Genomic DNA, 21,952 nt, shown 5'->3' with positions numbered 1-21,952 from the left:
CTCATGCCTCCGAATCCGTCGGGCGCATTGCCTCCAGCAAAGCTTTGTTGCGGCAAAAGCCCGGCGCCGTGTCTGCTCCCCGGTCATGGTTAAGCGTCAGAAACTGCTGACACGCGCCCTCTTCCAGACAGGTCGTGCAGCGCAGCACTGTTTCGTGCAGATCTTCCGGGGTCATGCGGGCCGTCATCTGCTCTTCGGTCAGATCCACGCCCAGCGTTTCGGCCATGCGCTCTACCAGTTCGGCATGTTTCTCAAGTCGAGATAGTCCCAGCATCACTCTGTCTCCTTGTTGGTCGCGCACCCCAAGGAAACCAGCCCGGCGCCCAACGCGCCTTGATACGTGTCAAAGACCTGCAGCTGTGCGGGCAACCGCCTGTTGACGCTCGGCATTTGGGGGGTGGGTGCCTAAAAACTGGTCACCCGGGTCGGGGATACGCGCGAAATACAGGGCGCCGCGCACCGGATCATAGCCCGCCCGGTCGGCAATCCGCGTGCCCAGAACATCCGCTTCCAACTCCATCTCTTTAGAAAAGGTTCGGGCTCCCAGCCCGGCGCCCAATTGCGCGGCCTGATCAATGGCCTCCTGACTGCCCCCCCGCGAGGCCACAATCCCCCCAAGCAGCGCCGCGCCCAAGGCCGCCGTGCGTTGGGCTTTCGGGATATGCGCCTCGATATGGTGCGCCGCCTCATGCCCAAGGATAAACGCCAGCTCGTCCGCGTTGCGCGCCTCTGCAATCAAAGAGGCGGTAAAGGTGATGCGCGGGCGGCCCGACCGCTCAAGGCTTTGAAACGCGTTGGGAGGCTCGCGCGGGTCGGTTTCCACCACAATGCGAAAATCGCAGTTCAACGCGGGTTGCAGACGCTTGCACTCGGCCTCGGCCACAGGCTCCACCCGCCGCACAACATCCGAGAATAAGCGCGTGGCCTCCTCGGGCGCCAATGTCGGCCCCGCTGCGGCAATGGCCTGCGGCGAAGGATCACGCACGGTGCTGACGCACCCGGCCAGCAGGGCAACCATCATCAAACTGAAAAAGCGTATCGTCATGTGTCAAACATACGCGCGGCCGGGACGATTTCCACTCACATCCCCGCCATCAGCGCTTCCCATTGGCGTCGCTGCGCCCTAACCTGTTCGCATGTTTACAATCGAACACGAATTCGACGCGACCATAGTCACCATCATGGATGAGGGCGAAGGCCATCTGCAAGAAGATGTGGTCATCCACGCTTTTGAGGAATGCATCACCGTCGAACAGCATGACCCGCATACCGACCGGACGAATAAAATCACCCTGTCGCTGGCGCAACTGGATGAACTGGCCGCCGCGCTGGATTTGCCCGAAGGCGTCTATCGACTGGCGCGCGACAAAAACGGCAGGCCCAAACAAGACGAGCCTAACGCCTCATAACGGCCTCATAGCAATCCGGGGGCCGGTCGGCACCTGCTCGCGCAAATCCTGCGGCAGCCGCCCCTTCCCTCGGCGCGACACAACGCCTATTGAAATGTCAGCCACGCGGGTGCCGCCCGCGCCAATGCGCCGTCAGGCGCCCCTATCTCTTGGCCCCGCAGGGGCCGCAATTTGGCAACAGCCCCTTGAAGCGGCGCGGGATGCAGCAAAAATCATCCCCACCAAACCGGAGAACTCAATGCCCACCCGCAACCAAGCCGCCGTCGACTTTCTGACCACCCGCCGCTCGTGTCCGGCCAAGCTGCTTAAGGCGCCCTACCCTGACCGTGCCCAGCTTGAGCCCCTGCTGACCATGGCCGCCCGCACCCCCGACCACGGCAAGCTGGAACCCTGGCGTTTCATCGTGCTGCAGGGCGCGGCCCTGACCCGTCTGGCTGATCTGGCAGAACCGGCCGGCGCAGAGGCTGGCATTCCCGAAGACAAGATCGCCAAGGTTCAAACCGCGTTCGCCAGCGCCGGGTTGATCGTCGCCGTGATCTCCTCGCCCAAACCCTCGGAAAAAATCCCGCTGATCGAACAGGTTTACTCTGCCGGGTCCGTCTGCCTCGCGCTGGTCAATGCGGCTCTGGCCTCGGGCTGGGGGGCAAATTGGATCTCCGGCTGGGCCGCCTACGAAGATCGCTTCCTTCAACCCGGACTGGGCCTGACCGCAGGTGAGACCGTCGCCGGTTATATTCATCTGGGCAGCTGTGACAGCACGCCCCCCGATCGCCCCCGCCCGAACCTGAACGCCATCACCCAATGGGTCGATCAGTGATCTTTTCCGATTTCGCCAAAGCGGTCAGCCAATTGTCAGACCGCCGCTTTCGCCGGGTTCTGTGGCTGGGCCTTGGCCTGACCGTGATCCTGCTGGTCGCGATCACAACGCTTTTTGTCGGGCTGATCGAGTGGTTCGTCCCCGACGAATCCTTCATCCCCCTGATCGGCGAGATATCCTGGGCCGGCGACTTCTTGTCCGGCGCTGCGATCCTGCTGATGCTGATCCTGTCGATCTTCCTGATGGTACCCGTGGCCTCGGCCTTTACCGGCCTATTCCTCGAAGACATCGCCGAGGCGGTCGAAGACAAACACTACCCCAACCTGCCCACCGCACCACGCACCCCGTTTTACGAGGCCTTCCGCGACAGCGTGAACTTCTTTGGCGTGTTGATCGCCGTCAACCTTGTGGCGCTGATGCTGGCAATTCCGCTGGGGCCCATCGCACCGATGATGTTCTGGGCCGTGAACGGTTATCTTCTGGGGCGCGAATATTTCCAGATGGTCGCCATGCGACGCGAAGGGCGCAAAGGCGCCACCGCCCTGCGGCGCAAACACTGGTGGCGGGTCTGGATGGCGGGCACGCTGATGGCGATCCCACTCACCGTGCCGCTGATCAACCTGTTAATCCCAATTCTGGGCGTGGCGACCTTTACTCACCAGTACCACCGGCTGGCAGGATCGTCAGCTCGTTAAGCGGATCAAAGTCGCGGATAGAGATCACACCGGAAACGATGATCCCGGCAATGATCGCCCACAACACCACGGTGATCGCCGAAACAATCAACGCGGTGCGTCCGGGGTTGAAATTCACCGGCGCGCTGGCATGCGTACCCGGCTCAACCTGACCCTCATCCCCCTGCGTGCGCCGACGCAGCGGCAAGGTGATGAACAGAACCATGAACCAGATCACGGCAAACAGAACCAGCGCAGCGGTGATCGTCATCAGACTTGCTCCAGTTCCACCAGGCACCCGTTGAAATCTTTGGGATGCAGGAACAGCACCGGCTTGCCGTGGGCACCGATCTTGGGCTCACCCGAGCCCAGAACCCGCGCGCCCTCTTCTTTCAGTTTGTCACGGGCAACGATGATGTCGTCGACCTCATAGCAGATGTGGTGAATGCCACCGGCCGGGTTCTTTTCAAGGAACCCGTTGATCGGGGATTCATCGCCCAGCGGATACAGAAATTCGATTTTGGTGTTGGGCAGCTCTACAAAAATGACCGTCACACCATGATCCGGCTCGTCCTGAGGCGCGCCGACATTGGCACCCAACGTGTTGCGATACTGCGCCGCGGCGGCCTCCAGGTCGGGCACGGCAATAGCGACATGGTTCAAACGTCCGATCATAACATTCCTCCAGAATCCGGTCTGGCGCAGGTTATGGGGCGGTGCAGCCAGTACCGCAAGGGAAAACCCTTCAAATTTATCTCAGTCGCTTTACCGCGAATTAAGCAATCGTGGTCTCAAATACTCCCAGAGACAGGAGGCTGCCATGACCGACGAATTTGATGTGCTTACCCCATTTCGCCCTGCCACACCTGGGCGTCCGCTGACCGGGCTGACGGTTCTGGCCGTCGAAGACAGCAGGTTCGCCTCGGAGGCTATGCGCCTGCTTTGCCTGCGATCCGGTGCGCGCATCCGCCGCGCCGATTGTCTGGCCTCGGCGCAGCGGCACCTGCGGGTCTATCGCCCCACCGTGGCAATCATTGATCTGGGCCTGCCCGACGGCTCGGGCGAAACCCTGATTGAAGAACTGGCGCAGGCCAAACCGCGCGTCCCGGTGATTCTGGCAACCAGCGGGGATGATAATGCTGAACAGCGCGCGCTTGACGCTGGCGCGGACGGGTTCCTGTCAAAACCATTGGCCAGCCTGGCTGAATTTCAACAGGCCATTCTGGGTCATCTGGCCGATCAGGCGCAGGCAGCAGGCCCGCGCGCCCTGCCCGGCGAAGTGGTCACGCCTGACCCGTTCGCATTTCGTGATGACATGGTTCAGGCGGCCGAAATTCTGGCAGAACATCAAGACGGTCGGCGGATGCGCTATCTGGCACAGTTTCTGACCGGGGTGGCGCGCGCCGCACGGGACATGCCGCTGGAACATGCTGCGACGCGTCTGGATGAACGCACCCGTGCCGGGCTGACCGCGGAACAGACCGTGATGCAGATCGCCAGTCTGGTGGATGCCCGTATCAATGCGACGGGCCCGGTCTAGCTAGTTGCCCAATACCGGGTCTGAATTGATCCGCACCAAGGCGGTCAGGTCGGACAGGCGTTCGATCTGTCGCCCATCGGCATCGAAATTTGACGGCGAAAGCCAAACCTCCATCGCCTCTTTCAGCGCGGGCCATTCCTTGTCGACGGCGGCCAACCAGGCCGTATCACGGTTGTGGCCTTTAACCACATCCGCCTGCCGGAAAACGCCCTCAAAGCTAAAGCCCAACCGCTGCGCAGCCCGGCGCGAGCCATAATTCAGCGCGTTACACTTCCACTCGACACGGCGATACCCGGCCTCGAACGCCCATTTGATCATCAACAGCAACGCCTCGGTCGCAGCGCGGCTACGCTGCATGCCCGTCGCCAGACAAATAGAACCGATCTCGATCGACCCGGCGCTTGGCGCGATCCGCAGATAGCTGCCGACCCCGCCGAAATGGCCGGTTTCCAAGTCTTTGAACGCATAGAATACCGGATCATCAAGGCTTTCGTGCTCGCGCACCCACCGATGATACTGCGCCGCCGAGGAGAACGGGCCAATCGACATATAGTCCCAGATCCGGTCATCGGCGCTGAACCCGCGATGCAGATCACCCGCATGGCGATCCGCGCTTAACCGCTCAAGCCGTACATATCGACCGTCAATCTGATCCGGCCCCGGTGCGGGCGGCGGTGTCCAGCCCGGTACCGGCAGGCCCAACTCGCGATGCTCTTCCATTGCCGTTTTCTCCCTGACTGCACAAAGGTCTAGCAGAAAACCGGGGCCACGAAAGCCTCAAAGCGTCAGGTCAGGCACGCCCCCCATATCCAGTCCGGGAAAGACGACCTGTTCAAGCACATCACGGGGCAACCCAAACATGCCGCGCATGGTCGAGGCCGCGTAGGCACGCACATCAGCTGTCGGCATCAGATCGCGCCCCTTGTAAAGGTCGCGCTCGCCCAGACCGGGCCAATCGCCATACACCTTGCCACCACGCAATGCGCCGCCCGCCATCACCATGGCCCCGCCGGTGCCGTGGTCGGTCCCGCCCGAGCCGTTCTCGCGCGCGGTTCGGCCAAATTCTGTCATGGCAACCACCGCCGTCTGCCCCCAGATCGGGCCCAACTCGGCCTTCAGGGTCAGCAACACGTCCGACAAAGCCTGTAGCGGCGGTTTGATCCGCCCGATCTGGCGGTTGTGCGTATCCCAGCCTCCCAGCGAAAACGCCGCAATCCGGGTCGCCCCCCGCAGGCGTGAGGCGGTAAACTGCGCCAGCTTCTGGTGCCCCGGCGCGCGCTTGCCCCCGGCCATCATCGCGGTGTCTTCCTCTTCTTCAAGGCTCTCTACAATCTGCACCGCATCGCCAAGGGCATCGGCAAACAGCGGGTCCGAGGCCGCCACAAGACGCATCAAATCCCGCGTTTGGGGCGACAAGGCCAAGTTCGTGTCCGGCACCCAAGACGCCGCCTGCGCCTGCCCCGACAAGATCAACATCTCGCCTTGCCCCACCGAATAGGCCGTTTCCGCCGCCAAATCGGGCGTGACCTGCAACAAGCGGTTCAGCCAGCCGTCCCGGATCGTATGCGTGCCCTCTTCAAACCCGGTGCCCGCCTCCAGCAAATCCTGCCCGTCAAAGTGGCTGCGTTTGTCGCGATATGGCGTCGACACCGCATGGGCAAAACCCAACTCTCCGGCGCGCCACATCGGCATCAAGTCGGCCAAAGCCGGGTGCAAAGCATAAAACCCGTCCAGATCAATCGCGCCCCCGGCTTCGCCGGTCAAAAGCGTCGGCCGTGCCGCCGCCAGCGCCCGGTCGCCGTAAGGCTGCACAACATCCACCCCATCCATGGCACCGCGCAAAATAATCACCACCAACCGCTGATCCCAAGGCGCCGCAGCCAGCGTCACAGGTGTCAACAAAGGCGAGGCCGCCGCCGAGCACCCCAGCGCCATGAACCCACGTCTGGAAAGGGAAACTGCCATGACTTACCTCCGTTGAAACTGCGGTGACGTCAGCACCAATGCCACGCCCACCGACCGGTTTTCCGCCCCCGCCACAGCGAAGTTAAGCGCGTCATTTGCCATCGGCCCAAGGGCGCGCTCCAGCAACGCGCGCGGGTCAGGCAACTTGGCCAAAATATCTTCAGGCGCGCGCAGGGCCCAGTTGATCCGCACCGCCAACGCCGGCGGGGTGATCCAGTACGAGGCCTCCTCGGGCAGGCCATCAGGGCCACCCGGAAATTCCCAGTTCTGACCCATCGCCCGCATCGGTTTATAGTAGCGGCGCAAGACATCCTTGTCGTCATGCTCGGACATGGTGCGCGGCGAAACCGCCAATGCCCGCAGGCTGGCCGCAATAAAATCAAACGGTTGGCGCGCTTTGCCCAACTGTGCCGCCCATGCGGCGGGATGTTCCAGCAGCGCGCTATAGGTTGCCGTCAGATCACCACCGCTGCGCAAATAGGCCTGCGCGACATGTTCAACCAGCGCCTGCTCAGGGACATCCGCCACGAAATGCACCGCCAGTTTCCAAGCCAGATGCCGGGCCGTATCCGGATGCACGGCCAAATCTTCCAGCACTTCGTGAATGTCGTTCAGATTCGCATTCCGGCCGCCATAGCTTTCACCCAGAACCGTTTCTGAACCCGGTTCAGCAATGTTGTCCCGAAACACGAATGTCCGGTCAGATTTCACGCTCAACCCGGTGAACAGCTCGGCCAGCTGGCGCACATCATCTTGCGCATATGCCCCGTCCACACCCAGCGTGTGCAGCTCCAGCACCTCGCGGGCAAGGTTTTCATTCAGCCCGCGTTTCCCGTTCTTGGCCCCGTTGGACCCGGGCCCGATGGAGCGAAACTGATCCAGATACAAAAGCATCATCGGATGGGTCACTGCCGATTTCAGCAGGTCGGCAAACCGGCCCGCCAGATGCGGGCGGATTGCCTCTTCGATATAGGTCGACACCAACTGCTTGGTCAGCGCCTGTTTGCCCCGCACGGTGAAATGATCGCCCCAGAACCGGGTCAGCCGCTCGCGAAACGCATCTTCTGACAATGCGGCCCGGCTCAGCGCCGTGTTCAGATACATCATCTGATCCCGACGCACCCGTTTGCGCAGGGCTTTGTTCAGGGTGACGCCCTCCATATCGCCGGACTTTCGGAGCTTGTTCAGGCGCTGGTATTCCACCAGCAATGGCGTCCGCGTGGCATAAAGATCAATCGGCCAACGCTGCGCCGCCCGATCCCGCGCGCCAAGGCGCGCGATGATCTCGCCCGCATCCGCAGGCGGGTTCAGGTCGGGGTTGTGGCCATAGCCAAACCGGATTTCCGCCAGCCGGGAGTCAAAACGCATGCGCGCACCTTTGCGAACCAGATAAGCGTGATACGCCCCATGCGGGCCTATCTGTCGTTTATATAGCAAAACGGGCGGCGGTTTTCACCGTCCGCCCGCGCAATCTTACACCCGTTGGCGAAAATTTACTCTTGTTCGATGACCCGCAGCGAAAGTTCGCGCAATTGCTCGTTTTGCGGCTCGGATGGGGCGTTCATCATCAGGTCTTCGGCGCGCTGGTTCATCGGGAACATCATGACCTCGCGGATGTTCTGCTGATCGGCCAGCAGCATCACGATACGGTCGATGCCCGCAGCACAGCCCCCGTGCGGCGGCGCGCCATATTGGAACGCGTTCACAAGCGCACCAAAGCGTTTTTCGACCTCGTCCTTGCCGTACCCGGCAATTTCGAACGCCTTGAACATGATTTCCGGCTTGTGGTTCCGGATCGCGCCCGACACCAGCTCATAGCCGTTACAGGCCAAGTCATACTGATAACCCAGCACGTCCAGCGGATCGCCTTCCAGCGCCTCCATCCCGCCTTGCGGCATCGAGAACGGGTTGTGCTCAAAATCAATCGCGCCGGTTTCCTCGTCCTTTTCGTAGATCGGGAAATCGACGATCCAGGCAAAGGCGAACCGGTCTTTGTCGATCAGGTTCAGTTCCTGACCAATCACATCACGTGCCTTGCCCGCGATCTTTTCAAACGAAGACGGCTTGCCACCCAGGAAGAACGCCGCATCGCCCACACCCAGACCCAGCTGCTGGCGGATCGCCTCGGTGCGCTCGGGGCCAATGTTTTTGGCCAGCGGACCTGCGGCTTCCATGCCACCTTCGACCTCGCCGGATTTCAGCTTGGCTTGGGCTTCTTTGACTTTGATGCCCAGCTCCTGCGCCACGGCATCGGCGGTTTTCTCGCGCCAGAAGATGTATCCCATGCCCGGCAGGCCCTCACCCTGGGCGAATTTGTTCATCCGGTCACAGAACTTGCGGCCACCACCCGTAGGCGCCGGGATGGCGCGCACTTCGGTGCCTTCTTGCTCCAGCAGCTTGGCGAAAATCGCAAAGCCCGAGCCGCGGAAATGTTCCGAGCAATCCTGCATCTTGATCGGGTTACGCAGGTCCGGCTTGTCGGTGCCGTACCATTTGGCGGCATCTTTGTAGGAAATCTGCGGCCATTCCGCATCGACTTTACGGCCCCCGCCGAACTCTTCGAACACGCCTTGCAGCACCGGCTGGATCGTGTCGAACACGTCCTGCTGGGTCGCAAAGGACATTTCCAAATCCAGCTGATAGAAATCCGTGGGCGAGCGATCAGCGCGCGGATCTTCGTCACGGAAGCACGGCGCGATCTGGAAGTATTTATCAAAGCCCGACACCATGATCAGCTGTTTGAACTGCTGCGGCGCCTGCGGCAGGGCATAAAATTTGCCGGGGTGCAGGCGCGAGGGCACCAAGAAGTCGCGCGCGCCTTCAGGGCTGGATGCGGTGATGATCGGCGTTTGGTATTCGCGGAAATCCAGATCCCACATGCGCTTGCGCATGCTGGCCACCACGTCGGAACGCAGCTTCATGCTTTCCTGCATCACTTCGCGGCGCAGGTCCAGAAAACGGTATTTCAGGCGGGTTTCTTCAGGGTATTCCTGATCGCCAAACACCATCAGCGGCAGCTCTTCGGCAGCGCCCAGAACCTCGATGTCGCGGATGAACACCTCAACCTCGCCGGTGGGGATCTTGGGGTTGATCAGGCTTTCGTCGCGGGCCTTTACGTTGCCATCAATGCGAATGCACCATTCAGAACGGACCTTTTCGATCTCGGCAAACACCGGGCTGTCAGGGTCAGCCATCACCTGCGTCACGCCGTAATGGTCGCGCAGGTCGATGAACAGCAGACCACCATGGTCACGGACACGGTGAACCCAGCCCGACAGGCGGACGGTCTCTCCGACGTTGCTTTTGTTCAGCTCGGCGCAGGTATGGCTGCGAAAGGCGTGCATGGCAGATCCTTGCGGTAATATCGTTCGTCGCGCCGATACACCCGCCTTGCGGCCCAAAGTCAAGTCGCGCCGGGGCACGAGGCGCGAAATCGCGGCGAAAGCACCCAAATAACCTCTTGGCGGGCCGGGGATTGATGTTGAAAAGCTGCGAAAGAACGTGCCGCTTTGCCCATGCATCCAGCACTCCGGGTTTTGTAAACACTGTGATTCAAGCCCCATCCCGCGCCGGGCTGGACAGAATCCCTGTTCGTTCTAAACTTTGTCCATCCGGGTCAGGTGCCCAGCGCACCGAAGTGGCATGGGGGATATGATGTGGGGAAAAGCGCTCGATAAAAGTCTGCGCCAACTGATCAAAGAGGGGCAATTGCACCTGCATATGCCCGATGGCTCTGTGCAAACCTATGGTCCGCCCGATGACTCTCCGGTGCACCTGTATCTGCACGATGAGTCCCTGCCCCGCAAAATTCTGATGAACCCCGACATGGCCGTGGGCGAAGCCTATATGGACGGCACCCTGACCATCGGCAATGATGACCTGCACGGTTTTTTGGGCACGGTTCTGCGCAATCGCGGCGCGGGCCATACAAGTACCGCGCTCAAGCTGAATGCGATGCTGCGCCAGATGATCCGCCACCTGCAGCAATACAATCCCGTCGGGCGCGCCCAGCAAAACGTGGCGCATCACTATGATCTTTCAGCCCAGCTCTATGATCTTTTTCTGGACGAAGACCGGCAATATTCCTGCGCCTATTTCAGAACGCCCAGCGACACGCTGGAACAGGCACAGGCGCAAAAGAAAGAGCATATCGCCAAGAAGCTGAGGATCGAACCGGGCATGAAAGTGCTGGATATCGGCTGTGGCTGGGGTGGCATGGGCCTGACACTGGCGCGCGAGTACGGCGCGCAGGTGCTGGGCGTGACGCTTAGCGCAGAACAACACAAGATCGCCACCGCCCGCGCCGCCGAAGCCGGTCTGGCCGACCGCGTCCAGTTCCGCCTGACCGATTACCGCAAGGTGCAGGGCCAGTTTGACCGCATCGTTTCGGTGGGCATGTTCGAACATGTCGGCCTGCCCCATTATCGCGAATACTTCCGCCATGTGCGCGACTTTCTAACCGAAGACGGTATCGCGCTGATCCACACCATCGGGCGCTCAGACCCGCCTGGCTCTACCAGCCCGTGGGTGCAGAAATACATCTTCCCCGGCGGCTATGCCCCGGCCATGTCCGAAGTCATGAAGGCGGTGGAAAAAGAGCGCCTCTATGCCACCGATGTTGAAGTCTGGCGCCTGCACTATGCCTATACGCTGCGCCACTGGTACGACCGCTTCACCGCCCGGCAAGACGAAGCCGCTGCACTGTATGACGAACGGTTCTGTCGCATGTGGCGCTATTATCTGGCCGCGTCTGAAATGACCTTCCGCCTGCGCCAACAGGTGGTCTTTCAGTTCCAACTGACCCGCCAACAAGACGCCGTGCCCCTGACACGCGACTACATGGCCTAAAACGGTCGCACCACATTGCCCGAATAAAAGAACACGCCCAGCCCCAGCGTGAAAATGATCCACCCGGCAATGGCGTGCAGCAATACCGCCAATGCGAAACTGCGCCGCCATTCATAGGCCCATGAAAAGATCAGCCCGCCAAAGAAGGTCATAAAGGCGACGGTCCAGCTCCAATACATCAAATGCGCCAGTGAAAAGACCACCGCATTGATCAGCATCGCGGGTTTTCCCACCGCAAACAGCCCGCCATAGCGCCGATAAAACAGGACCCGGAACACCACCTCTTGCGGCAGGGCCGACAGAATCGGGTAAAACACGATGATGATCGGCAGCATCATCGGCTGGGCGCGCAGGATGTTGAAAAATTCTTCGGGGCGGGTCAGGCCCAGCGCCGCAGCGGCAACCATCAGCGTGACCCCGGTGAAAACAGCCACAACGCGCCAGTCGAATCCGTCCCGCCACCGCAATTGGTGCCAAGCAAATCCCGGCGTCAGATGCAGAAGCGACAAACCGATCAACATGGCGATAAATAACGCCGGAAAGATCAACGTCGGCGGCATGAACAGTGCCACACCCAAAGGCACCAGCACATAGAACCCGATGAACTCGGCCCACAGCCGCAGCCGCCCGGGATTTCTGATACGGGAAATATAGGTTTCGCTCATCACACTGCCCTCTGTTTCCTGATATAAGGGCGCAGATCGGAAATGCACCCGGCCCAAACCGGATTCGCACCGCGCGCAAACCGCGGGGTGCGTGGTTTTTCGAGAATCCGCGCAAGGGGGGCTTGCGCCTGTGTTTTGCTTGGCTATAACCCCCAAGATTTTGCCAATCGCCGAGGGTCGTACCATGCCTAAAAGAACCGATATCAACTCCATCATGATCATCGGCGCGGGGCCAATTATTATTGGTCAGGCCTGCGAATTTGACTACTCGGGCGCGCAAGCCTGTAAAGCGCTGCGCGAAGAAGGCTACCGGGTGATTCTGGTCAACTCGAACCCGGCGACCATCATGACCGACCCCGGACTGGCCGATGCGACCTATATCGAGCCGATCACCCCTGAGGTCGTCGCCAAGATCATCGAAAAAGAACGCCCCGATGCGCTGCTGCCCACCATGGGCGGGCAAACCGGCCTGAACACCGCATTGGCCGTCGAAGAAATGGGTGTGCTGGATAAGTTTGGCGTGGAAATGATCGGCGCCAAACGCGACGCCATTGAAATGGCCGAAGACCGCAAGCTGTTCCGCGAAGCGATGGACCGTCTGGGCATCGAAAACCCCAAGGCCACCATCGTCACCGCCCCCACGAAAGAGGACGGCAGCACCGATCTGGACGCCGGGGTGCAAATCGCACTCGACGATCTGGAAGAAATTGGCCTGCCCGCCATCATCCGCCCCGCCTTTACCCTGGGCGGCACCGGCGGCGGCGTGGCCTACAACCGCGATGACTACATCCACTATTGCCGCTCGGGCATGGATGCCTCGCCGGTGAACCAGATTCTGGTCGATGAATCACTTCTGGGCTGGAAAGAATACGAGATGGAAGTCGTGCGCGACCGCGCCGACAACGCCATCATCGTTTGCGCCATCGAAAACGTTGACCCGATGGGCGTACACACTGGCGACTCCATCACCGTCGCCCCCGCCCTGACCCTGACCGACAAAGAATACCAGATCATGCGCACGCACTCCATCAACGTGCTGCGTGAAATCGGTGTGGAAACCGGCGGCTCGAACGTGCAGTGGGCCGTGAACCCTAAAGACGGCCGCATGGTGGTGATTGAGATGAACCCGCGCGTGTCGCGCTCGTCTGCACTGGCCTCCAAAGCCACCGGTTTCCCGATTGCCAAGATCGCCGCGAAACTGGCCGTCGGCTATACGCTCGATGAGCTGGACAATGACATTACCAAAGTCACCCCGGCCAGCTTCGAGCCGACCATCGACTATGTCGTCACCAAGATCCCGAAATTCGCATTCGAAAAATTCCCGGGCTCAGAACCGCACCTGACCACCGCGATGAAATCGGTGGGCGAGGCCATGTCGATCGGCCGCACCATCCACGAGAGCATGCAAAAAGCGCTGGCCTCGATGGAATCGGGCCTGACCGGTTTTGATGAGGTTGAAATCGAAGGCGCCCCTGACAAGGCTGCCGTCACCAAGGCGATCTCCGTCGCCACGCCCGACCGCCTGCGCACCATCGCGCAAGCCATGCGTCACGGCCTGACCAACGATGAAATCATCGCCGCCACCGCCTTTGACCCTTGGTTCCTGGACCGCATCCGCGAGATCGTGGACGCCGAAGAAGACGTGCGCAAGAACGGCCTACCCGTGACCGAAGAAGGCCTGCGCGCGCTCAAGATGCTGGGCTTCACCGACGCCCGTTTGGCCAATCTGACCGGCCGCGACGAAGCACAGGTCCGCCGGGCGCGCCTGAACCTTGGCGTCACCGCCAGCTTCAAACGCATCGACACCTGCGCCGCCGAATTCGAAGCGCAGACCCCCTACATGTACTCGACCTACGAAGCCCCGGTGATGGGCGACGTCGAATGCGAAGCCCGCCCCAGCGACAAAAAGAAGGTCGTCATTTTGGGCGGTGGCCCCAACCGGATCGGTCAGGGGATCGAGTTTGATTACTGCTGCTGTCACGCCTGTTTTGCGCTGACCGACGCAGGCTATGAAACCATCATGGTCAACTGTAACCCCGAAACGGTTTCAACCGACTATGACACCTCGGATCGCCTGTATTTCGAGCCGCTGACCTTTGAACACGTGATGGAAATCCTGCGCGTGGAACAGGAAAACGGCACACTGCACGGCGTGATCGTTCAGTTTGGCGGCCAGACCCCGCTGAAACTGGCGAATGCTTTGGAAGCCGAAGGCATCCCGATCCTGGGCACCACGCCGGACGCCATCGACCTTGCCGAAGACCGCGAGCGTTTCCAGGCGCTGGTCAATGAGCTGGGCCTCAAACAGCCGAAAAACGGCATCGCCTCCACCGACGCCCAAGCCCTTGAGATCGCAGAGGAAATCGGCTTCCCACTGGTCATCCGCCCGTCCTACGTGCTGGGGGGCCGCGCGATGGAAATCGTGCGCGACATGGCCCAGCTGGAACGCTACATCGCCGAGGCCGTGGTGGTTTCCGGCGACAGCCCGGTCCTGCTTGACAGCTACCTTTCCGGCGCGACCGAACTGGATGTGGATGCCCTGTGCGACGGCAAGAACGTCCACATCGCCGGCATCATGCAACACATCGAAGAGGCCGGCGTGCACTCGGGCGACTCCGCCTGCTCGCTGCCGCCCTACTCGCTGTCCGCAGACCTGATCGACCAGATCAAGGCGCAAACCAACGCGCTGGCACTGGCGCTGAACGTTGTCGGCCTGATGAACATCCAGTTCGCGATCAAGGATGGCGATATCTACCTGATCGAGGTCAACCCCCGTGCCTCGCGCACCGTGCCGTTTGTGGCTAAAGCCACCGACAGCGCGATTGCCTCGATTGCGGCGCGCATCATGGCCGGTGAAAAGCTGACCGACTTCCCGCTGCGCCCTGCCGACAAAGCCGGTCAACCCGCCGCCGATCCGATGACGTTGGTGGACCCGAACATGCCGTGGTTCTCGGTCAAAGAGGCCGTCATGCCCTTCGCCCGCTTTCCCGGCGTCGACACGATCCTTGGCCCCGAAATGCGTTCAACCGGTGAAGTCATGGGGTGGGATAAATCCTTCCCCCGCGCCTTCCTCAAGGCGCAGATGGGCGCAGGCGTCACCCTGCCGACCGAGGGCAAGGTGTTCTTCTCGATCAAGGATGACGACAAATCGCCCACGCTGGTCGAAACCGCACAAACGCTGGTCGATCTGGGCTTTGAAATCGTCGCCACCCGCGGCACCGCGTCCTTCCTTGAAGGCAACGGCATCGCCTGCGAAGTGGTGAACAAAGTCTATGAAGGCCGCCCCAACATCGTCGACACGATGAAAGACGGCGGCATCCAGCTGGTCATGAACACCACCGAGGGCGCACAGGCCGTCAACGACAGCCGCGAAATCCGCTCGGTCGCGCTCTATGACAAGATCCCCTACTTCACCACCGCCGCCGCGTCCCACGCCGCCGCGCTGGCGATGAAGTCCCGCGAAGAAGGCGACGTCGACGTCCGCAGCTTGCAGCAGTAAGCCGACACCCTAACGTCGCGCATCCAGCCAGCTCTGGATGCGCGGATCGTTGGCAAATTCGGCAATCCTGAACTCAAAAGACTGACCCCCGCAAAAATCCTCTTTGGCAAGAACCGCTTCGGGTTTCACCCAGAACTGCCAGCCCGCGCTATCCGAGGGTGGCCGATTTTCGATCGCATCACAGCTCAGGATGTTGATATTGGCTCGCGCCCCTGGGTCGCGCACCGACGTAGATCGGATCACTTGCCCGCCCGCATCGCGGACGGCCTCGGCCAGCGCCAGGCTTGCCGTGTAATCCACCGGATCACTCAGCGTCGCGTCATCAGAATACGGCGGCACTGTCAGATCCAGCGCCGCATCCGCGCGATATCGCAGCTTAAAACAGGTGCGCGACACATGCCCGTTTGGCGGGGCGGTGTCCGGGCTTTCCGCATAGAAAAGCAAGGCATAGAATGCCGTCTCAGCCGCTGCCGTTTCCAGATTCTCTGCCGCGTATAAAACCCCGCGCGCGTCGCCCGCACGCCGAAACCGCGACGAAACCCGCGGCACATAACGAAACGGCGTGAACAAAAGGTAATGCAGATGGGCGCATTCGACGGGCACCGGCGGCTTGGACGCGTCCAGCAGCTCTTCCAGAATGCTCTGTTCCTCCAGATCATCCACCAATTTCATGCTAGAAGCCCGGTTTTGATCTTCGGCGAACCGAACCGCCGCGCCCGCCATCGGCGTCAGGTCAAAGGGGGGCACGGCGTTGGTCCAGATAGTCCATCACATGCACCAATCCAGCGACCGACTTCATCGCGTCAATCGGTGCGTGCCCAAGCACCACATTATGATTGCGCAGCCAGCTTGCTGCAACCGCCTGATCTCCGCCGACAATCGCGTCAAGCGAGCGGAATATCCGCACAAAATAAGCGGCCATATTGCGGTTCAGCGGGCGGTCAGGAAGCACAGCCCCATGTTTGGCAACAGCCGATATCTTGGCTTCGGACAACCCTAGGATTGCCGCAAGCTCTACCTGACTCACATCCATCAAACTGGCCGCACGCATCACCGCCTTTGTCAGCACGGCATTGGGATCAGGCTGATCTCCACGATCCGAGTTAAACTGGGTGCGCATGAGAAACCTCCCAGAGTTCGGGTTCACCTCATAGGGTGAATATCATACTTAATTGTGAATTTTTCAAGCATTATCTTCACTTGCGAACAAGCATATGATTCAACCCTCCTCAATCCCCATCTCGCCCAGCTTGCGCTTGGTATCGCCCCAGCGCGGTTTGGCCTCGCCGTCGCGCATCACCTCTTCGGGGCGCAGGATGTAGTCGGTGGTGTCTGGCCCGTCGATCAGCTTGGCCAGCCGCATGTGCATGAACGCCCGCAGAACACGGTTCATGCGCGGCTGATAGCCCGGCCCCAGCGCTTTGAAAAACTTCACCACATCCGCGTCCAAGGCAATCGTCACGCGGGTGCGTTTCACATCGCGCTTATCATCGTCATTGCAAATCTGATGCCATTCACTCGGCAACGCCCCCAGCAGGCCCAGACGGCTGTGCAGGTCATGCTCGATCATGTTCAGCGCATCGACGCCGTAACTCCAATGCAGCCGCTCGGTCTTGGTCATCTTGTCGGGTTCTACCTGTCGCATCATGGGCTCCTTTCACCGCCCAATCTGCCGCCCAATGGTTAACGCCCGGGTGCACAATCGTGCGCATGGGTTGTGCATCGGATGTGCATCGCTTGTGCATGCCCTGCCGCAACGTAAATTCGGGCGCCGCTTGACCCCTGCGCAGCTTTGCCCTCCCCTCAAACCATTAACGGGTGGAGGGGATTTTCATGACGCAGGCAGCTATCACCGGCAGCGGGGTGTTCACCCCCGATCAGGTCATCACCAATGATGAGCTGGTCACCGCCTTCAACGCCTACGCCGACCGGGTAAACGCTGAAAATGCCGAGGCCATCGCGTCGGGCGCGGCGCAGCCCGTCCCGCAGTCTTCGACCGAATTCATCATCAAGGCCTCGGGCATAGAACAGCGATATGTGCTTGATAAAAAAGGGATTCTTGACCCGGACATCATGCACCCCGTGCTGGCCGAGCGCCCCGATGACACCCCCAGCGTGATGGCCGAAATGGGCGTGAAAGCCTGCCAGACAGCGCTGGATCAAGCCGGAGTGAACGCCGATCAAGTGGATGCCGTGCTGGTCGCCGCGTCAAACCATGAACGCGCTTACCCGGCGATTGCCGTTGAAATTCAACAACTTCTGGGCTGCGGCGGGTTTGGGTTTGACATGAATGTCGCCTGTTCCTCGGCGACATTCGGCATTCAGGCCGCCGCAGACATGATCAAATCCGGCAGCATTTCCAAAGCCTTAGTCGTGAACCCCGAGATTTGCAGCGCCCATCTGGAATGGCGTGATCGTGACTGTCATTTCATCTTTGGCGACGTCTGCACCGCCGTGTTGCTGGAACGGGTCGCAGACGCAAAGGGCGCTCATTTCGCGATCAGATCGACCCGCTGCGCCACGCAGTTTTCCAATAACATACGGAACAATAACGGCTTTTTGCGCCGCACCCGCCCCGGCGGGATGGAGGATCGCCGTGACATGCAGTTCATGCAAAACGGCCGCAAGGTTTTCAAAGAGGTTCTGCCGTTGGTGTCCGACCACATCCTGACCCACATGAAATCCGAAAACGTCCAAGCCGTTGATCTAAAACGGCTCTGGCTGCATCAGGCCAACAAGACCATGAACGATTTCATCGGCAAAAAGGTGCTTGGCCGCGCGCCGGAACCGGGCCAACAACCCAATATCCTGCAAGACTATGCCAACACCTCTTCCGCAGGGTCGATCATCGCTTTTTCCAAGTATTCCAGCGATTTGGCATCCGGAGACCTGGGGCTGATCTGTTCTTTCGGGGCTGGATATTCTGTTGGCTCTGTCATCCTTGAACGCCGCAGCTGATCCGCGACGCCCGCACAAGACACCTTTGGTAAAGCTTTTGCGCAGAGATTGAAGGCTCCGCATCAACGCTTTGGGCGATGTCAGCCAGACTCTTCTTCAAGGTGAAGTTTCATATCCAACAACACCTCTTGCAGGGCTACGGTTTCACGCAACAGGCGTTTGGCCTCGTTGATGGTGATGATCCCGTCCTCGATCGACTGGCTGTATTCCGACATCAACATGGCAAACCGCTGTGACAACGCCACGACGTCGGAATTGACCCCGCCTGACGAGTCGTCGTTTTTTGACGCCTGCTTGTAAGACAGTGTGATGCCTTTAAGCTCGGCCAATGCCGTCGTGACATAGGGGAAACTCGCCTCTTGCTCTAGCGCCGCAACCGCGTCCACCGGCATGAAACGGTCCGAATGTTCCTCGGCGTCCGAATAGTACCGACCAAGGGTCGCTTTGGAACGACCGGTCAGTTTGCAGGCGGCTTCGATACCCACATCCTTTACCAGCGCCTCGCTATGCTTCTTCAAATAGCTTCCGACCCCTGCCATACTTTTCCACCTGTTAACTCAGTCTTCATTTATGGGCGGGGAATGCCCGCACCCTTTTCCCATTAATAGGGAAAAACACTTTTGTCATATATTAATCAATCCCGTTGCGGCGGGATTGGTGCGAGTAACCGGCCTTTCCCTAACGTCGGTTCGAGTAAAGGCTGCCCCATGGCCCCCCGGGGGAGGGTGCTACTCCGGCCTTGATCGGAAACGTGGCGGCAGCCTTGCCTTGAGCATTATTAGGTGATGTTTATAAGTCTTACAGGCCTGGTCGTTCCCTTCTGCGGGGGCGGTTGGGCCTGTTTTCCGTTTGGCCCTTGAATGCCGCGCTGTGCAGCGGGATAAGCGTATATGGCCAAGCTTTACTTCCATTATTCGACAATGAATGCAGGGAAATCGACAATCCTGCTACAAGCCGCGCATAACTATCGCGAACGCGGAATGGAGCCGTTTCTAATGACGGCGCGGCTGGACAACCGGGCTGGCAAGGGGCGCATCGCCTCCAGAATCGGCATCGGCGATACCGCAGCATTGTTTCAAGAAGATGATGATCTGTTTGCGATCCTCCGCCGCAGATTAGACCAAGGTCCCTGTGCTTGCGTATTTATCGACGAAGCACAATTTTTAAGCAAAGATCAGGTTTGGCAGCTTGCCCGCGCGGTGGATGACCTAAGGGTACCCGTGATGTGTTACGGGCTGCGGGTCGATTTTCGGGGGGAATTGTTTCCCGGTTCGGCCGCCCTTTTGGCGCTGGCAGATGAAATGCGCGAAGTACGCACGATCTGTCATTGCGGTAAGAAGGCCACGATGGTGGTGCGGCTTGGTGAAGATGGCAAAGCGTTGCGTGATGGGGCGCAGGTGCAGATTGGCGGCAATGAAACCTATGTGTCGCTGTGCCGCCGCCACTGGCGTCAAGAGATGGACCGCTAGACCGCGTTCGGCAGGGCCTCGCCCGCCAGATAAGCCCGGATATTATCGACAGCCATCAGGCCCATCGCGGTGCGTACCTCCAGCGCGGCCGTGCCCAGATGCGGCAGCAACGTGACGTTCTGCATCTGGATCAGCGCATCGGGCACCTTGGGTTCAAACTCATACACGTCCAGCCCCGCCCCTCTGATCTGGCCGCTTTGCAACGCGGTGATCAAGGCAGATTCATCCACCACATCGCCACGCGAAATATTCACGAAATGCGCCGATGGCTGCATCGCGGCAAAAACATCTGCCCCGATCAGGTGATGGGTTTGCGTGCCCCCGGGCACAGCCACCACCACCACGTCCGCCTGAGCGGCCACATCATTGATGCTGTCCAGTTGCGTTGCAGGAAGATCTACCGATTTGGCTGAGCGATTAAAGAACACGACATCCATGCCAAACCCAAAATGACAGCGCCGCGCGATGGCTTGCCCGATCCTGCCCATGCCAATGATTCCCACGGTTTTGCCTGACACATGCTGCCCCAGCATCTGGGTCGGGTGCCAGCCTTCCCATTTTCCAGCGCGCAGGGTTCGTTCACCCTCGCCCACGCGGCGGCATGACATCAGGATCAACGTCATCGCGATATCCGCCGTGGCATCTGTGACGGCGCCCGGCGTGTTGGTAACAGCGATGCCTTTCGCCGCGCAGGCCGCCGCGTCGATGTGGTTATAGCCAACCCCGAAATTCGCCAGAAGTCGGGTGCGGGGCTGATCGACAGAGCCCAGGATATCCGCGCTGAACATATCGCCCAACGTCGGCAGGATCACGTCATACCCGATTAACGCGGCGCGCAGTTCATCGCCGGTCATCGGCAGGGTCTGGGGCCGCACGGCCACGTCCCCCAAAGCGCGGGCGGCGTCGATTACGGGGTCCGGTAAGGGGCGCGAGATCAGGATGCGGGTCATCAGAACATCTTCCCGCCAAGCGGCACATCCAGATCGGGGCGCAACAGCACCACTTCGCCATCCTCATCAGGCAGGCCCAGAACCAACACTTCCGACATGACCGGGCCTATCTGGCGGGGCGGGAAGTTCACCACGGCCAGCACCTCTTTTCCGACCAGCTGATCCAGATCGTAATGTTTGGTGATTTGCGCCGACGATTTCTTTTCGCCGATCTCGGGGCCAAAGTTAATCCACAGCTTATAGGCCGGTTTGCGGGCTTCGGGGAAGGGCTCGGCCCGGATGATCCGACCGACGCGGATATCCACTTTGGCGAAGTCATCAAAGCTGATCTGGCTCATCTCGCAAGCTCCCTGCCCCTATCTGCCGCAGCTTTGACCGCGCGGCTCAGCAGATCGGGAAAACCGGTGTCAGGGTTCATCAACACCTCAAGCGCGGCGGCGGTTGTGCCTCCGGGCGAGGTGACATTGACCCGCAGTTGCGCAGGGTCGTCGTCGGCGTCTTCGGCCAGTTGCCCAGCCCCGCCAACCGTGGCCTTGGCCAGTTTCATCGCCAGATCAGCGGGCAGGCCCTGCGCGACGCCAGCAGCGGCAAGCGTTTCGATCAGGTGAAAGACATAGGCAGGCCCCGAGCCTGAAACCGCCGTCACCGCATCCATCTGGTCTTCGCCATCCAGTCGCACGGTTTGCCCGACCGCCGACAGCAGGTCTTCGGCCAGATCCAGCGCATCTTCTCCCGCCTGCGCATTGCCCACGATTGCAGTGATGCCACGTGCAATTGCAGCCGGGGTGTTAGGCATGGCGCGGATGATCGGAGTTTCAGGCCCCAGCATGTCTTCGAACAAAGCAATCGGTGTGCCGGCGGCGACTGAAATGAACAGCGTTGCGCCATCGCCGTATCTGGCGACGTCCGGCAGCGCTTCGCGCATCATTTGCGGCTTTACAGCAACCAAAAGGATGGCGGGGCTGTCGGGCAAACCGTCGTTCAAATGCAAGCCCTGCGTCGTCAGCCCTTGCAGCCAATCCGACGGATAGGGATCAATCACCCAAACCGACGAGGCCGGCACGCCCTGCGCCAGCCAGCCCTGCAACATGGCTGATCCCATCTTACCGCAGCCCAGAAGCCCCAGACCGCGGCGATGTACGTCTTGCATATTCATGG

At 60.3% G+C, this 21,952-nt stretch carries 24 protein-coding genes; 8 read left to right on the top strand and 16 right to left on the bottom strand.

Annotated elements, in window-relative coordinates:
• Position 1 precedes the first annotated feature (1 nt).
• Together ATO10_RS05420 and ATO10_RS05415 are read right to left on the bottom strand one after the other, a co-directional pair.
• Positions 2-274 (bottom strand): DUF6455 family protein, encoded by a 273-nt coding sequence (locus ATO10_RS05420; RefSeq protein ID WP_035249026.1) that lies wholly within the window; start codon positions 272-274, stop codon positions 2-4.
• A gap of 69 nt (positions 275-343) precedes the next feature.
• Positions 344-1,045 (bottom strand): M48 family metalloprotease, encoded by a 702-nt coding sequence (locus ATO10_RS05415; protein ID WP_202898644.1) that lies wholly within the window; start codon positions 1,043-1,045, stop codon positions 344-346.
• A gap of 91 nt (positions 1,046-1,136) precedes the next feature.
• Between ATO10_RS05415 and ATO10_RS05410 the strand changes: the two genes are divergently transcribed.
• The 3 genes from ATO10_RS05410 (at position 1,137) to ATO10_RS05400 (ending at position 2,921) form a co-directional block, all read left to right on the top strand.
• Positions 1,137-1,409, top strand: a complete 273-nt coding sequence (locus ATO10_RS05410) for a hypothetical protein (protein ID WP_035249024.1) — start codon at positions 1,137-1,139, stop codon at positions 1,407-1,409.
• A gap of 238 nt (positions 1,410-1,647) precedes the next feature.
• Positions 1,648-2,226, top strand: coding sequence for a nitroreductase family protein (locus ATO10_RS05405; protein WP_035249284.1), 579 nt, complete (start codon positions 1,648-1,650; stop codon positions 2,224-2,226).
• Positions 2,223-2,921 (top strand): EI24 domain-containing protein, encoded by a 699-nt coding sequence (locus ATO10_RS05400; protein ID WP_035249021.1) that lies wholly within the window; start codon positions 2,223-2,225, stop codon positions 2,919-2,921. Before ATO10_RS05405 ends, ATO10_RS05400 begins: the two co-directional genes overlap by 4 nt.
• Here ATO10_RS05400 and ATO10_RS05395 read toward each other — a convergent pair.
• Together ATO10_RS05395 and mce are read right to left on the bottom strand one after the other, a co-directional pair.
• The gene (locus tag ATO10_RS05395) at positions 2,878-3,171 is read right to left on the bottom strand and encodes a DUF1467 family protein (protein WP_035249019.1); all 294 of its coding nucleotides are present in this window, start codon (positions 3,169-3,171) and stop codon (positions 2,878-2,880) included. The two genes, ATO10_RS05400 and ATO10_RS05395, sit on opposite strands and share 44 nt — an antisense overlap.
• Positions 3,171-3,575, bottom strand: a complete 405-nt coding sequence (gene mce, locus ATO10_RS05390; protein ID WP_035249016.1) for a methylmalonyl-CoA epimerase — start codon at positions 3,573-3,575, stop codon at positions 3,171-3,173. The genes ATO10_RS05395 and mce overlap by 1 nt, the downstream gene beginning before the upstream one ends.
• Positions 3,576-3,720: 145 nt before the next feature.
• On the opposite strand from mce, the gene ATO10_RS05385 reads away from it, so the two are divergent.
• Positions 3,721-4,440 (top strand): response regulator, encoded by a 720-nt coding sequence (locus ATO10_RS05385; RefSeq protein ID WP_051597961.1) that lies wholly within the window; start codon positions 3,721-3,723, stop codon positions 4,438-4,440.
• Here ATO10_RS05385 and ATO10_RS05380 read toward each other — a convergent pair whose 3' ends face one another.
• From ATO10_RS05380 to aspS, 4 genes are all read right to left on the bottom strand, one after another.
• A complete protein-coding gene (locus ATO10_RS05380) occupies positions 4,441-5,160 on the bottom strand; it encodes a GNAT family N-acetyltransferase (protein ID WP_035249013.1) in 720 nt (239 codons plus the stop codon).
• Positions 5,161-5,217: 57 nt separating this feature from the next.
• Positions 5,218-6,405, bottom strand: coding sequence for a DUF1501 domain-containing protein (locus ATO10_RS05375; RefSeq protein ID WP_035249011.1), 1,188 nt, complete (start codon positions 6,403-6,405; stop codon positions 5,218-5,220).
• 3 nt (positions 6,406-6,408) lie between these two features.
• Positions 6,409-7,773 (bottom strand): DUF1800 domain-containing protein, encoded by a 1,365-nt coding sequence (locus ATO10_RS05370; protein WP_035249008.1) that lies wholly within the window; start codon positions 7,771-7,773, stop codon positions 6,409-6,411.
• 125 nt (positions 7,774-7,898) lie between these two features.
• Positions 7,899-9,749: an aspartate--tRNA ligase gene (gene aspS, locus ATO10_RS05365; RefSeq protein ID WP_035249007.1), complete on the bottom strand. Its 1,851-nt coding sequence runs from the start codon at positions 9,747-9,749 to the stop codon at positions 7,899-7,901.
• Positions 9,750-10,056: 307 nt separating this feature from the next.
• Between aspS and ATO10_RS05360 the strand changes: the two genes are divergently transcribed.
• A complete protein-coding gene (locus ATO10_RS05360; RefSeq protein WP_474775243.1) occupies positions 10,057-11,253 on the top strand; it encodes a class I SAM-dependent methyltransferase in 1,197 nt (398 codons plus the stop codon).
• Here the strand turns inward: ATO10_RS05360 and ATO10_RS05355 are convergent.
• Positions 11,250-11,918 carry a CPBP family intramembrane glutamic endopeptidase gene (locus tag ATO10_RS05355; RefSeq protein WP_035249002.1) on the bottom strand — a complete coding sequence of 223 codons (669 nt, stop codon included), beginning with the start codon at positions 11,916-11,918 and terminating at the stop codon, positions 11,250-11,252. The two genes, ATO10_RS05360 and ATO10_RS05355, sit on opposite strands and share 4 nt — an antisense overlap.
• A gap of 184 nt (positions 11,919-12,102) precedes the next feature.
• Here ATO10_RS05355 and carB point away from each other — a divergent pair, with 184 nt between their 5' ends.
• Positions 12,103-15,417 (top strand): carbamoyl-phosphate synthase large subunit, encoded by a 3,315-nt coding sequence (gene carB, locus ATO10_RS05350; RefSeq protein ID WP_035248999.1) that lies wholly within the window; start codon positions 12,103-12,105, stop codon positions 15,415-15,417.
• Between the two features lie 9 nt (positions 15,418-15,426).
• Here carB and ATO10_RS05345 read toward each other — a convergent pair whose 3' ends face one another.
• The 3 genes from ATO10_RS05345 to ATO10_RS15900 form a co-directional block, all read right to left on the bottom strand.
• A complete protein-coding gene (locus ATO10_RS05345; protein ID WP_035248997.1) occupies positions 15,427-16,164 on the bottom strand; it encodes an RES family NAD+ phosphorylase in 738 nt (245 codons plus the stop codon).
• Positions 16,151-16,537, bottom strand: a complete 387-nt coding sequence (locus ATO10_RS05340; RefSeq protein ID WP_035248995.1) for an MbcA/ParS/Xre antitoxin family protein — start codon at positions 16,535-16,537, stop codon at positions 16,151-16,153. The genes ATO10_RS05345 and ATO10_RS05340 overlap by 14 nt, the downstream gene beginning before the upstream one ends.
• A 99-nt stretch (positions 16,538-16,636) precedes the next feature.
• Complete coding sequence (locus tag ATO10_RS15900) at positions 16,637-17,062, bottom strand: BrnA antitoxin family protein (RefSeq protein WP_051597960.1); 426 nt, start codon at positions 17,060-17,062, stop codon at positions 16,637-16,639.
• A gap of 188 nt (positions 17,063-17,250) precedes the next feature.
• On the opposite strand from ATO10_RS15900, the gene ATO10_RS05330 reads away from it, so the two are divergent.
• A complete protein-coding gene (locus ATO10_RS05330; protein WP_035248993.1) occupies positions 17,251-18,375 on the top strand; it encodes a beta-ketoacyl-ACP synthase III in 1,125 nt (374 codons plus the stop codon).
• 80 nt (positions 18,376-18,455) lie between these two features.
• Here ATO10_RS05330 and ATO10_RS05325 read toward each other — a convergent pair whose 3' ends face one another.
• Entirely contained in the window at positions 18,456-18,914 is a 459-nt protein-coding gene (locus ATO10_RS05325; RefSeq protein WP_035248991.1) for a hypothetical protein, read from the bottom strand.
• 351 nt (positions 18,915-19,265) lie between these two features.
• On the opposite strand from ATO10_RS05325, the gene ATO10_RS05320 reads away from it, so the two are divergent.
• A complete protein-coding gene (locus ATO10_RS05320) occupies positions 19,266-19,844 on the top strand; it encodes a thymidine kinase (protein WP_035248990.1) in 579 nt (192 codons plus the stop codon).
• On the opposite strand, the gene ATO10_RS05315 is transcribed toward ATO10_RS05320, so the two are convergent.
• From ATO10_RS05315 to proC, 3 genes are read right to left on the bottom strand one after another with little or no spacing between them, the layout of a single operon-like run.
• Positions 19,841-20,794 (bottom strand): 2-hydroxyacid dehydrogenase, encoded by a 954-nt coding sequence (locus ATO10_RS05315; RefSeq protein WP_035248988.1) that lies wholly within the window; start codon positions 20,792-20,794, stop codon positions 19,841-19,843. The genes ATO10_RS05320 and ATO10_RS05315 overlap by 4 nt on opposite strands.
• Positions 20,794-21,132: a tRNA-binding protein gene (locus ATO10_RS05310; protein ID WP_035248984.1), complete on the bottom strand. Its 339-nt coding sequence runs from the start codon at positions 21,130-21,132 to the stop codon at positions 20,794-20,796. Before ATO10_RS05310 ends, ATO10_RS05315 begins: the two co-directional genes overlap by 1 nt.
• Complete coding sequence (proC, locus tag ATO10_RS05305; protein WP_035248981.1) at positions 21,129-21,950, bottom strand: pyrroline-5-carboxylate reductase; 822 nt, start codon at positions 21,948-21,950, stop codon at positions 21,129-21,131. The genes ATO10_RS05310 and proC overlap by 4 nt, the downstream gene beginning before the upstream one ends.
• Between the last annotated feature and the right edge of the window lie 2 nt (positions 21,951-21,952).

The sequence above is a fragment of the Actibacterium atlanticum genome, from assembly GCF_000671395.1.
Taxonomy (GTDB): Bacteria; Pseudomonadota; Alphaproteobacteria; order Rhodobacterales; family Rhodobacteraceae; genus Actibacterium_D; species Actibacterium_D atlanticum.
The sequence above is the reverse complement of the archived record's forward strand: the minus strand, read 5'-3'. Positions and strand labels throughout refer to the sequence as shown.